Annotated in this window: 7 protein-coding genes and 1 tRNA gene; 7 read left to right on the top strand and 1 reads right to left on the bottom strand. The window is 39.7% G+C overall.

Translation table 11 applies throughout. The features are described 5' to 3' along the window. Positions 1-16 precede the first annotated feature (16 nt). The 5 genes from rpoD to C3Y98_RS11265 all read left to right on the top strand — a co-directional run bounded on the left by rpoD (position 17) and on the right by C3Y98_RS11265 (position 5,999). Positions 17-1,957: an RNA polymerase sigma factor RpoD gene (gene rpoD / locus C3Y98_RS11285; protein ID WP_135278699.1), complete on the top strand. Its 1,941-nt coding sequence runs from the start codon at positions 17-19 to the stop codon at positions 1,955-1,957. 26 nt (positions 1,958-1,983) lie between these two features. Then, positions 1,984-2,062: transfer RNA gene (locus tag C3Y98_RS11280), tRNA-Ile, on the top strand. Between the two features lie 306 nt (positions 2,063-2,368). After that, entirely contained in the window at positions 2,369-2,704 is a 336-nt protein-coding gene (locus C3Y98_RS11275; protein WP_135278698.1) for a hypothetical protein, read from the top strand. Between the two features lie 54 nt (positions 2,705-2,758). Next, positions 2,759-3,592, top strand: coding sequence for a DNA adenine methylase (locus C3Y98_RS11270; RefSeq protein WP_135278697.1), 834 nt, complete (start codon positions 2,759-2,761; stop codon positions 3,590-3,592). 52 nt (positions 3,593-3,644) lie between these two features. Next, positions 3,645-5,999 (top strand): DGQHR domain-containing protein, encoded by a 2,355-nt coding sequence (locus tag C3Y98_RS11265; protein ID WP_135278696.1) that lies wholly within the window; start codon positions 3,645-3,647, stop codon positions 5,997-5,999. 85 nt (positions 6,000-6,084) lie between these two features. Here C3Y98_RS11265 and C3Y98_RS11260 read toward each other — a convergent pair. Further along, a protein-coding gene (locus tag C3Y98_RS11260) for an IS3 family transposase (protein WP_425339472.1) occupies positions 6,085-7,235 on the bottom strand; the annotation gives its coding sequence in 2 pieces (ribosomal slippage) (positions 6,085-6,998 and positions 6,998-7,235; 1,152 coding nt in all). Between the two features lie 201 nt (positions 7,236-7,436). Between C3Y98_RS11260 and hhe the strand changes: the two genes are divergently transcribed. Beyond that, positions 7,437-13,037 carry a DUF4011 domain-containing anti-phage protein Hhe gene (gene hhe / locus C3Y98_RS11255; RefSeq protein WP_135278694.1) on the top strand — a complete coding sequence of 1,867 codons (5,601 nt, stop codon included), beginning with the start codon at positions 7,437-7,439 and terminating at the stop codon, positions 13,035-13,037. A gap of 399 nt (positions 13,038-13,436) precedes the next feature. Next, positions 13,437-13,799 (top strand): HNH endonuclease, encoded by a 363-nt coding sequence (locus C3Y98_RS11250; protein ID WP_135278693.1) that lies wholly within the window; start codon positions 13,437-13,439, stop codon positions 13,797-13,799. Positions 13,800-13,967 lie beyond the last annotated feature (168 nt).

Raw genomic sequence — 13,967 nt, 5'->3', positions numbered from 1 at the left:
ATTTTAGAGGTAAGACATGGCAAGACCAAAGAAAAGTGATCAACAAGCTGAAAAAAATGCAGAAGACTACGTTCGTCCAGAACAGTTGCAAGAAGTCAGTGCTGAAGAGCGCCGCATTCGTCTAAAAAGCTTAATCGTATTAGGTAAGGAGCGCGGCTACCTCACTTATGCAGAGATTAACGATCACTTGCCAGATGATGTTCAAGGATCTGAGCAGATTGATGGCATCATCGGCATGATTAACGACATGGGTATTCAGGTGTACGAAGAAACGCCTGATGCTGAAGCGTTGTTAATGTCTGATGCACCTCCAGCGGTAACTGATGACGATGCGGTGGAAGAAGCTGAACAAGCGCTTGCCACGGTAGACTCAGAGTTTGGTCGTACTACTGACCCAGTGCGTATGTATATGCGTGAAATGGGTACTGTAGACTTGCTCACACGCGAAAGCGAAATTGAAATTGCACGCCGCATTGAAGACGGCCTAAAACACATGGTGCAGGCGATTGCCGCTTGTCCAACCACGATTGCTGCTTTGTTGGAAATGGTGGACAAAGTTGAACGTGATGAACTGAGTGTAGATGACTTGGTAGACGGCTTGATTGATTCTGATATTGGTCTGGATGACGCAATGACAGAGGATACGCAAGACGATGAAGAGCCAGAAGTTGATGAAGATGAAGACGAAGGCGACGAAGACGGCGCAAAAGCCGCAGCTATTTCTGCAGAAGCATTAGCTAAGCTGAAAGAAGAACTGCTTAAACGCTTCCAAGTAGTACGTGCAGCACACCAAAAAATGACGGTCATCTTGCCGGTTAAAGGCTCGCAAGATCCTGAGTACTTAGCATTGTTGTCTGAAATTTTGGTTGAGTTGACGGCATTCCGTTTCTCACCAAAACAGGTAGAAACGCTATGTGATCAAGTGCGCGGTTTAGTTGAAACAGTGCGTGGCCATGAGCGTAAAGTGTTGGACTTCTGCGTAGAAAAAGCAGGTATGCCACGCCCATACTTTATTAAATCATTCCCAGGCAATGAAAGTAATTTAGCTTGGTTGGAAGAAGAGCTTAAATCTGACAAGCCTTACAATGAAAAATTGGCGCGTTTCAATCACTCAATTTTGGACCAGCAACAACGCATTATTGATTTAGAAGCCAAAGTTGGTATTTCAGCCAAAGAACTGAAAGAAATTAACAAGCAAATGACCACAGGCGAGGCGCGTGCGCGTCGTGCTAAACGTGAAATGATTGAAGCTAACTTGCGTTTGGTGATTTCTATTGCTAAAAAATACACAAACCGTGGTTTACAGTTCTTAGACTTGATTCAAGAAGGTAATATCGGCTTGATGAAAGCGGTAGATAAATTTGAATACCGTCGTGGTTTCAAATTCTCAACCTATGCAACATGGTGGATTCGCCAAGCGATTACACGTTCTATCGCTGACCAGGCACGTACCATCCGTATCCCTGTGCATATGATTGAAACGATTAATAAGATGAATCGTATTAGCCGTCAAATTCTGCAAGAAACTGGTGTTGAGCCAGATCCAGCATTGCTTGCGGAGAAAATGGAAATGCCTGAAGACAAGATTCGCAAAATCTTGAAAATCAGTAAAGAGCCAATTTCAATGGAAACACCAATCGGTGATGACGAAGATTCACATTTAGGCGACTTTATTGAAGACAGCACAACCTTAGCCCCAGTGGATGCTGCGGTTTATGCAAGCTTGCGTGATGCAACTTCTGAAGTGCTGGAGTCACTCACACCACGTGAAGCTAAAGTATTGCGTATGCGTTTTGGTATCGAAATGAACACAGACCATACCTTGGAAGAAGTAGGTAAGCAATTTGATGTAACGCGTGAGCGTATTAGACAAATTGAAGCGAAGGCGCTGCGCAAATTGCGCCATCCAACTCGTTCAGAAAGATTAAGAAGCTTCTTAGAAACTGGACAAGATTAGTTTAAAATAACGACTTCAAAAGTTTAGGCCCCCTAGCTCATGCTTGGTTAGAGCAGCGGACTCATAATCCGTTGGTGCTGTGTTCGACTCACAGGGGGGCCACCAAGAATAAGACGACTTAGGGAGAAATCTCTAGGTCGTTTTTCTTATGTAAGCCGCAAGATTATTAGTCTTAATCTAAAGTAGAGTGAACCATCATGCCTAATCAATTAAATCAGCATGTTTATATATTTTCAAAATGATTTTAGACTATGCAATTAGCAAAATTTAGTTTAAATGATATTCTATAGTATTTAATTATAAGAAAATTTAAAGTATCAATAAGCTTCAGCGCATTTAAAGATAAGAAACTATTAAACCTACACAGTAAAAGCGGACGCATTAGAATCAAAGAAACTAATTTTCCGAAATATGTTTATTGAAGAAAAAGATATTGAGATTGCAGATATTATTAGGCATTACTTTGAAGCTGTAAAAGAAAGATGGCCCACTGCTTGGGACCATAGAGGAGAGGGGTTGATGCTCAATAAGACTAACGGATATAAGGGCTTGATTAAGTTACTGAGACCAGTATATTTGCATCTTGCAAGACCCGGTGAAGTGCCAACAAAGATGCAGTTTTTACAGATTCTGCGCAAAAGTGATTTAGAGGACGAAGACTTTACTATAGATAACTTTAGACCTGGTGCTAGCGGTGAGTTGACGCTTTATACGACACTACTAAATCAATTAAATTTAAAAGATTAATTTCTAATCTAGATTCTTTTGTAGTATTTATCATAATGAATAGCTTGAGTTGAGATGCAATTAGATTACGAAAAAAATACATCACTCGCACCTTTTTTAAGGTGGGCAGGAGGTAAAAGATGGCTAATAAAAAAAGAAAACCATATAGCACCACTCAATTACAACACTTATATTGAGCCATTTTTGGGTAGTGCAGCAGTGTTTTTCTCAATGCCATATAAGCCCTTCATAATATCTGACACCAATAAAGATTTGATTAACTGTTATATCGCTATCAAAGAGGACTATAAAGAAGTTCAGGGGTTATTAGAGGTCCATCAAGCTAAGCATACTAAAGAATATTATTATCAGATCAGAGCAGAGGAGCCTGAAAGCAATGTGACTAGAGCTGCTCGGTTTCTTTATCTAAATCGCACTTGCTTTAATGGCCTATACAGGGTTAATAAACAGGGTAAATTCAACGTGCCAATTGGCACAAGAAATAATGCATTTCTAGATGATGATAAATTCAAAGCTGTAGCTGCAAGACTAGGTCAAGGCAAAATATTAAATCAAGATTTCGAAAAAACTATATCTATGGCTGGTCATGGTGACTTTGTCTTCATTGACCCACCTTACACAGTAAATCACAATTTAAATGGATTCATCGAATACAATGAAAAAATATTTAGTTGGGATGATCAGATTCGTTTAAAAAATTCCATCATTTCTGCATTAGGCAGGGGCGCAATGCTAACAATGAGCAATGCAGACCATGAGTCGATTCATGATCTATATTCAGGACTATGTAAAATCCAAAAGATCGAGCGAAGCAGCGTGATTGCTGGGAAATCATGTAACAGAAAGACTACTAGCGAAGTAATTATGAGATTTGGGTGGGCATCATAGTGGCTAGACATTTGCTCAACATGTAAATGCTAAAGAAGGGAAAAATAATAATATGGCTTTTATAGAGTCTGCTGAGATAGAACAGCTTAAAACTAAATTTACTGAAGACCCTTCCACCCTCGGAAAACTTTATAAGTCAAAGAAAAGCGATTACTACATTCGAAATGTAGATCATAACCTTGCAGATGCAATGATTAAGGATGGCTGGGAAGAAATTGGCCAACTTAAGACAAAAACTAAACTGCGAATACGTAAAAGTCATAGCACAAAATTTGAAGATGATATTTGGTGTCAGTTATATGACTTAGGCTATCGTTGTCTTAATACAGGTAATGACTTCAGATTAAATTTTGGAAAAGACGTATTAGAGAAAAAACAAATAGATGTATTTGCAGTAAATGATGATTCAATACTTCTTATTGAATGTAAGTCTAGCCAGACACTAAGTAAAGCTTCCTCATTCAAAACAGAATTTGAAAGTCTAGAAGTCAAACTTCAGGGTTTCTCAAAAACCCTAGAGCAGTTATTTGGCAGAAGTAGAAAAGTAAAATACATTTTCGCTACTCGAAATCTAAGAATAGAAGAGGATGGGGTAGATATACAGCGTTTAAAATCAACTGGTTCTTTTTTTTATAATGACAATACTTTTGAGTATGTTAATAGCTTGATTAAAGCATATAAAAAAGCAGCTCATTATCAATTCATGTCATTGCTATTCAAAGGTAAGTCAATTAACAAAGACAGAATAGAAGTGCCAGCAATTGAAGGCTTCATGGGTAACAAAAAGTATTATATGTTTTCAATTGAGCCGCATCTGTTGCTCAAAATTGGATTCATTTTGCATAGGACCCGAGCCAATCAGGCAGAGATGCCCACTTATCAAAGGTTGTTAGTACCACAAAGGTTACAAGGGATATCTAAATTTATAGATGACGGTGGTTATTTTCCCAATTCTATCATTTTGAATTTTAGCAATAATGAGCAACTTCAATTCGAGGCATCTCAAAGAGGTGAGGACTCTCGGTCACGTCTAGGCATTTTAAAAATACCTAATGCATACGCCATAGCCTATATTATTGATGGCCAGCATAGAGTTTATGGCTATGCACAGTCAGACTTTAAAGAAAGTAACACCATTCCCGTTGTAGCTTTTTATGGTTTGGAATCTAATGAACAACTTAAGATTTTTATGGATATTAATGAAAATCAAAAAGCTGTTAGTCCAACATTAAGAATTACTTTAGAAAAAGATTTATATTGGAATTCAGACAGAGCCGATTCAAGAATAAAGGCACTTAGGTCATCCATTATTGATGAACTCAGCACTTCAATGTCTGGGCCACTTTATAATAAAATTTCCTTGGGGGAGGATAAAGCAAAACTTTCTGCAAGTCCATTTGGTGACGCTTTGATGGGTTCTGGGTTACTACCCAAGGCAAAAGGTAATAACTACGAAATAAATGGGTCGGAAGCCTCTTTATACAATATCAACAATCATGACAATAATAGTGCAATGCAGCATGCACAAGATAGCATCGTAAAGTTTTTAAGTAAGTGTTACGAGTTTGTTGAAGAAAAATACCCTGATATTTTTACACGTGACCGATATTTCATTATGTCCAATCGTGGAACATTTGCTTTTATCAGATTAATAGGAAGTTTAAATGTTTTTGAATCAAATAATAAGAGTGTAAACGTACTCACAAAACCTGAAGAACGATTTAGGTGTATAAGCAAATATGTTGAAGCTCTTCTGTCTCAAATTCAGAATTTACCAAAAGAAGAAGAAGAGAGGTTATTAGGGAAGCTTGGCGCTGGTGCTGACACTTATTGGTTTAGATACTTCCAATCTTTAGTTCATCAGAAATACCCCCACTTTCTCCCAGACGGCCTAGCGGACTGGATAGAAAGGCAAGATATGGCCCTTCTAGAGGATGGTCGTAGATATGGTACAGAGGTTGAAAAGTATATTAAAAAGAACGTAATACATAATTTAAAAATTCTTTTCAAGGATGATTGGGATCTTGAGATAGGTTCTATTAAAAACGAATGTGTGAATAGGGCAAATGCAGACATAGAGAAACGATATAAAGAAGGATTTGGTAGAAGAGATATTCCATGGACGGATATGTTTCATATTCTTGACTATAAAACAATAATTGAAAAATTCTGGACAAAACTACCTGAGGAATCAAGTGACAGCTTTAGAAATTTTGAAGATATTTTTTCAATCGATGTTGGTCATGGGTTTAACAGTAAATCAGATAAGACTAAATGGCTATCATTGTTGAATACTTACAGAAATAGTTATGCTCATGATGGCTCTAAAGAAAAAGGCTTAACTAAAGAAGAGGTGAAAACTTTAGAGAAAATACATGAACAATTATTGGGAAACAAAATCATGTAATTATGTTTGAAAGGCTGTTCTAGCTAGAACAGACTCAGTACCGCCCGTTAATAATATTAACGGATTTTTTGAATCGCCACTAGTGTTATAGACACTCTATAGCCGTATTCTTGTATTGATTTTCGTAGTCTATCGGAGATAACAAGTTATTGGAATTATGGCGTCGTTTTGAGTTGTAGAACAACTCAATGTAGTCAAAGATATCCTGCCTTGCATCATCACGATGGTTGTATATTTTTCGTTTAATCCTTTCCCGCTTTAGTAGTTGAAAGAAGCTTTCAGCCACAGCATTATCATGGCAGTTGCCTCGTCGGCTCATACTGGATTCCAAGTTGTGAGCTTTTAAAAACACATCCCAATCCTCACTGGTGTATTGGCTTCCCTGATCAGAATGTATCAATACTTTGCTTTTAGGTTTCCTGCGCCACACCGCCATCAGCAACGCATCCAACACCAGCTCTTTGGTGATACGTGATTGCATAGACCACCCCACAATGCGTCTGGAGAACAAATCCATCACAACGGCCAGATAGAGCCAACCTTCATGGGTGCGGATATAAGTAATATCCGTCACCCATGACTGATCTGGGTAAGCGGGATTGAACTGCCTATTTAACGTGTTGGGGCTGGTCAGGTAAGGCTTGCCACCGTAATGCCTTGGTTTACGGTAGCCGACCTGTGCCTTCAAGCAATGCCTATACATCAGGCGGTACACACGGTTAATACCAATTCGTTCACCTAAGGCACGCATGTCGCTATGCACTTTACGGTAGCCATACACACCACCAGACTCCAGCCAACATTGCTTAATCAACCCAGTTTGGCGTTGATCATTCTTAGCGCGTGTTGAATGTGGCTGCTTTAACCAGGCATAAAAGCCACTAGGGTGGACCTCTAGCATTTGGCACAGCCATCTTGTTGGCCAACAGTCCTGATGATCTTTAATGAAGGCATATCTTACTCGGACTGCTTTGCGAAGTATGCCGCGGCTTTTTTTAGGAGATCTCGTTCTTCAGTGACGCGCTTAAGCTCTTTACGTAACTGGATTAACTCCGATTGCTCTGCATGCTTGGTTTGATTTACTAAAGCATTGGGGCCATACTTCTTGACCCAAGCATATAGGCTGTCTACAGTCACATCGAGTCGCTTTGCCACATCGGAGACTGTATATCCGCCTTCTGTGATTTGACGGACTGCTGCTAGTTTGAATTCTTCTGGATATCGTTTACCACTCATTTGTCGCCTTTCTTTGGTTGCCATTATTACGGCTCAAAGGCGTCTAGTAAACTAGTGGCGATTCAACCAATATTTTTTATGCTAATTTAAATTCTATTGGAGATAAATAGATCTACTTGTAAACTGAATAAAATTAGCGCGAGTGGTTGACCGTAGCTAGTAACAACAATACATAAATAATATAGACTTGGACCATTAACGATGACTGATAAACTTGAATCCTCATTTGAGTCGTTTGAAGAAAGCTCAACTCAAACTCAAGATTTATCTACTCCAGAAAACTTCTCTTTTACGTCTCTAGCAGCTATCCGCAGAAGGCTACTCGACCTTAGTGGCCGCAATAACCTTCTTAACTTTAAACACCCCAAGTCCGGTTGCATAAGAATTATTGACGAGTTGCCGGATCAAATTTATTCAGTATTGGAAAGTGGAGCCAAGTTCACATTAATTCCAGTAAGCGAGCCAACCGAGCAAGAATTAATTAATGCTAGTTACATAAAAATTGATACAAAGACTAGGCAGCGTATTGTCAGCGACTACCCGACTGCAGAGCAATGGGCAAAGCATATAGGTTTGACTGTCTCGTATGATTTGCCTGAAATTACAGCATCTAGTAAGCAGGCTAAGCACCTAGACACAAATCTTCAAACCCTTTTTTATGCACCTGAGCTCGAAGCTCGGCTTAGGTCTATACGGGGGGCAGCAGATGTTGCCATAGAGGAGAGTGGCGCGAATATTCTTTATTTGGCTTTAGGCTTTCTCGAGTGGTATGAGTCTAGAGATTCCGATGTGGCAAGGATGTCTCCCTTGTTTACTTTACCTGTTCAGCTTGAAAGGTCCGATTTAGATAAAAAGGCTGGCGCATATCGCTATACTGTGCAGTTAAAGGATGACGGTTTAATCACGAACGTCACTCTTCGGGAGAAGCTGGCTAATGATTTCGATCTTATTCTCCCCCCTATAGACGAGGAAACATCACCTGAATCTTACTTTCAGCAGGTTCAGCGCACTATTCTAAAGCATCAGCCGCGATGGAAGCTACGTAGGCAGGCCTCATTGGTGCTATTGAATTTTACGAAACAGGCCATGTATGAGGATCTTGATCCCGCTAATTGGCCAGCAAATGCAAATATTGAGCAGCATCCTTTAATTCAAATGTTTTTTGCTTCAAATGTAGATAACGGGGATGCCGTCAGTTTTACCTATGAATCTGAACATAAGCTTGATGATATAGCTAACGTTCATGATCAGTATCCATTGATATATGATGCCGACAGCTCTCAACACAGCGCAGTAATTGACATCGTTAATGGCAAAAACCTAGTTATTGAAGGGCCACCAGGTTCAGGTAAGTCTCAGACAATTACAAACCTAATAGCAGCATCTATAGCTAATGGACACAAAGTACTTTTTGTTGCTGAGAAAATGGCTGCTTTGAATGTTGTTAAAAGCCGCCTAGATAAAGCCGGGCTTGGAGATTTTTGCCTAGAGTTACATAGCCATAAAACCAATAAGCAAAAAATTCTAAGTGATCTTAATTCACGACTTTCAAAACAATCTCTGTTTGTCTCTCCACAAGGGATAGAAGCAGATATTGATCGTTATGAAAGCTTGAAATCCAAGTTGAACAACTATGTTAATAAGATTAATGGGATTTGGAAAAATACAGGGCTTTCAATACATGAAATTCTACAGAAAACAACCAGACTCAGGGAGCAGTACTGTATTAACCCATCCACATTAAAAATTGATGGATTAAATGGTAATAACTTGACGCCTGTTCGACAAAATGAACTTAGTGATTATGCTCATATGCTTGGAAGTATTTATAACCAAATTTCTGAGCAAGCCAAAGACGGGGAAATTAGGAATCACTTTTGGTACGGTGTTGAGAATGACTCCTTGACCTCAGATGATCTTAATACTCTCATTAAAGGTTTGCAGGGTTGGTCTAATAGTCTAAGTCAGCTAGAAATCAGTTGGTACAAAACTCTCCAAGACTTTGGGCTTGATGAACCTGATTTGTGCCGCCTTATTGAGGTGGAGTCTTTCGTTTATGCATCATCTAAATTACCCGATCTTTTGGGTGGCGAGACTTTTGATACTCTTGAATCTATTCATCAGAAGCACGATTATTTAAATGGCTGGCTAAATACTTATGAGATTTTGCACAAAGACATTATTGCGCTCTCAACCAATTTCCACATTGACGCTATTTATTCAAAATCAACTCCGGAAATAATACATAAGGTCGTCGACTTTTTAAAGAGGGCAGGTCTCCAGAATAGTGCGCCAATTAGCGTGCTCGCTGAAGATCTCGCTAAACTAGATAAGGCAAATCAGCATGCGTTAGAGCTTGAGGCGACTTTCTCAAGCATTCGACCAAGCGCTCCTTTACCAATACAGTTTCTATTTAATCTAAGCTCTAAAGGATTAGATGAGCTGATTATATTTGTCAAACTATTGGAGAGTTTGCCTTCTGACTTATGGAAGTACCGAGACGATATCTTTGATAATCAAGATTTGGATAACCTTATCCCATTGCTAAAGCAAAGGCTGGACTTCATCGCACCTTACTTCAGCATATTAAAAGATGAGGTTGCTTTTGAGAGGGTCGGCAGCTCTGGTGTTCTAAAAGACTATCAGTCAACGTTGGAAAATGGTGGATTATTTAAGTGGTTTTCATCAGACTGGAGGGCTGCTAGAAAAGCTGTGCTTGGTCTTTCATTGAAGACAAATCCTAATAAAAAAGCCTTTTTGGGTTTGCTCCCTGAAATTATTACTTTTACTGAAGAGCAAGAGAAAATTGCTCGTATTAATAAAGAGAATCCAGTTCTTGGCAATCAGTTTGATGGTCTCGATACGCCTATCGATCGTATTGATGTGCTACGTAAATGGTACAGAGATGTAAGGCAGGAGTATGGGATTGGTTTTGGGGAAAGGGTTGAACTTGGTAGTCAGCTCCTAAAAATCGATAGGCAATTTGGACTATCTTTGATAGATGAGGCTAACAAAAATCTTAGACAAAAAGCTCTCGACATATTAACGACAGTATCTGAGTTAAATAAGCATTACCCTTACCACTCTATAAGCAAAAGTCAGGATAAGCCTCTTATTGGGGATGCTGGCTCGCTAAACCAACTTTCGCGTGAGATAACACTGATACTTGATAAACTCTCAAAAGTTGTAAAGACCAAAGATATGCTCCTTGACGCCCTAAAGCAGCATGGCGAAGATATAGAAAATATATTAGAAAAATCTCTTGGATGGCAATCTAGTGAATTACTAAAGATTATTAAGCCGTTCAATAGAACTTTTAGCATTGCCGCAGGTGAGTTCTCCGAGTTGAATCTAGCAGTTGCTAGAAATATATTAGCCATTGCTAAAGTAATATGTAGTAATAGTCATCTTAAACAGGCTATCGATAAAGATGCTAGTGCACGTCGTTATGAATATATTCGTAAACAATCCAATCAACTCTCTGTGGAATTGAGTGACGTAAATAAGTTATGTGTATCATTCAAAAATTTGGGTAATGTTAATTTAAACCATTGGCTCGCTTCTGCAGGCACTAGAATTACTTCAATAGTAGCTCGTAATAAGTTGGCGCTTGATAACCCTAATTGGCTTAACACTTGGCTCGACTATATTCGCTTAAAAAATAAACTATATGGTGAGGGTTTCAAAAACTTTATAAATGTAATCGAATCTTCAGACATGGGGTCGCAGAATCTTCAAGATATTGTCGGCTTGGTTACTAGTCATCAGTTAGCTAGGGAGATCTTCGATGAACATCCTGATCTTGCCAACTTCACTGGTCTAGAGCAGACGGCAATACAAGAACGATTCAGAGAGTATGATCACAAGCTTTTAACGCTACAGCGCAAGAGGGTTGCATATAAAGCATCGCGAGTTAAACCTCCTGTTGGTGTCTCTTCAGGTAAAGTTGGTGAATACACAGAAATCTCGCTTATTAAGCATGAAGCAACTAAAAAGTCCAAGCATATTGCTGTTAGATCACTTATTAAGCGTGCTGGTAGGGCTATTCAAGATTTAAAGCCATGTTTCATGATGAGCCCTATGTCTGTAGCGCAATATCTAGAGCCAGGTAGGTTTAACTTTGATCTTGTGGTGATGGACGAGGCTTCACAAATTCGTCCAGAAGATGCGCTGGGTGCTATAGCTCGTGGTTCGAGACTTGTTGTTGTGGGGGATCCTAAGCAACTCCCTCCTACTAACTTCTTTAATAAAATGGTCACGGAGGATGCTGAAGAGGAAATCGTTGGCCTTCAAGATTCAGAAAGTATTTTAGAGTCTGTCATGCCTATGTTTAATACCCGTAGACTGAGATGGCATTACCGCTCAAAACACGAGTCTTTAATAGCATTCTCAAACAAACATTTTTATGACTCTGATCTTGTCTTGTTTCCATCACCATTTAAAGTCTCTCCTGATTTCGGCATAAAGCTTTCACTCGTAGGTAACGGTCGATTTTTTAACCGTCGAAATGTTGAAGAGGCGACTGAGCTCGTCAGGTCTGTTGCTGAGCATCTGATGCGTAAGCCCAAAGAATCGGTAGGGTTGGTTGCTATGAACTCTGAGCAAAGGGATGAAATTGAACGTCAATTAGATCAGCTAACCAAAGAAAATCCAGCTTTGTATAAAGCATATGAAGATAATAAGCTGAGTGAAGAGCCCTTGTTCATCAAGAATCTTGAGAATGTTCAAGGCGATGAAAGAGATGTTATCTATATCTCTATGACCTATGGGCCTGAACAAGTCGGCGGTAGGACCATGCAACGATTTGGCCCAATTAATTCAGATGTTGGTTGGCGGAGATTAAATGTTCTATTCACTCGCTCGAAAAAGCGCATGCATATTTACTCTTCTATGACTTCTGGTGATGTTCTTATCGGCTCCGGGAGTAGTAGAGGTGTTAAAGCATTGAAAGCCTTTTTGGAGTTTGCTGAGAGCGGCCATCTTCATAACTCCATCCATACTGGTAAGTCACCAGACAGTGATTTTGAAGTTGCTGTGCTTAAAGCTTTGGAGGAGCATGGCTATGAGTGTGAGCCTCAGTTGGGTGTTGCAGGGTTTTTCTTAGATATTGCTGTGAAAGATCCCGGTAAACCAGGTCGATTCTTATTGGGTATTGAATGTGATGGTGCTACTTATCATTCTGCAAAGTCGGCTCGTGACAGAGATCGATTGAGACAGGATATTCTCGAGGGACTTGGATGGAAGATCCGTCGTATTTGGTCCACTGATTGGTTTAAAAACCCACAGGCTCAAATTCAACCTATTCTTCTTGATCTTGAGTCTTTGAGAACACCTGTAACCTCTGAACCAACCCAGGAGGTTGAGGAAGCATCAGTTGAGATTCTTGCCGAATCGGGTTATGAGAGCATTGATAACGATCACCTCGAAGTGTCTCACAATCAGTCAACAATGAATTTTTCAAAAACTAATGTTGGAGACATTGTTGAAACTGGTGGGGTCAAGTTCAGGAAAATCGAGAATGGCTATGAGAGAGTTCAGGATGAATCTTTTGAGACTGAGGTAATTAGCCTGCGTGATCGACTTATCGCATTTGATAATAGTCACATTCGTGCAATTTATCCAGATACATTAGAAAGCAGCCGCTTGCTAAGACAAGATATGTTAGATGCATTGTTAGAGCATTTACCGTGTTCAAAAGCAGAGTTCTTGGAAAATATCCCTACATATCTCAGAACCGGTACGTCAGTGGACGAAGCTAAGTTGTTGGAACCTGTCTTACGGATTATCGCTGATTACTCCTAATTCTTTACGAACTAACCTTTTGGCTCTCACTTAACTCAGCAATTGGAAGTGGATGTCGAAAGGTAGTTTCGATGGGGCGGGTGCAGTTTCGACTCACCTCGCTAGTTACTTTGAGGCGTACGTGATTTTTGGAACGAGGCGATACTCAGCCTATCCCCGAAGCTTCAACGCGCCATTATGTTGCCTCATTATTGTGAGACTTTAGCTTTAGTGCAAAGAGGGATCATTTTATATTTAGTTTGAATCAATTGTTGCATTGCTGCTAGAAAGTAAATATTATTACTAGTGGTGCGTCTTATTATTTTTGCGTACTGTTTTGGCCAGATTCGATACTGTCGACTGGTTCCCAGTCAGTCCTGACTCAGGCGTATGGGGTTCCCTTAATTATTGGAGCTCGCTATGCCGACAACCTTAATCAAATCCCGTACTAAAGCTTTTAATCTTCAACAAGGTCGCTGCATCTATTGTGAATTACCGATGTGGACGGATGATCCTGAAGCGTTTGCAAAGAAATACAAAATTACTGCCAAAGGTGCAGCTTTATTTAAATGCACTGCCGAACATTTATTAGCTAGACAAGATGGCGGTAAAGACGGTGAAAGTAATATTGTTGCTGCATGTCACTTTTGTAATCAGCATCGCCATAAATGTAAGAATCCTAAAGATCCAATTTCATATAAGCATTACGTAGGCAATCGGGTAGGCAAAGGTGGCTGGAATTCAGTGTTGATTCCAAAGCATCACATATCACTTCATATGTGACTTCTTGTGGGTTTTGCATTTCAACACAGGATCGGGTTAGGTTCGGAGAAAGACAGTCTCAACTGATTGTTTTTAATGGATTTTATTTCATAACTAAGCGTGATTCTTTACAAAAATGTTCGGTATAGGTTCGGTTGGCAGAATACAATGCAGGGTCGGTCAAAAAAT

The organism is Methylotenera oryzisoli, assembly GCF_004661485.1.
Taxonomy (GTDB): Bacteria; Pseudomonadota; Gammaproteobacteria; order Burkholderiales; family Methylophilaceae; genus Methylotenera; species Methylotenera oryzisoli.
Note: the sequence above shows the minus strand (reverse complement) of the source record. Positions and strands in the feature narration are given on the sequence as shown.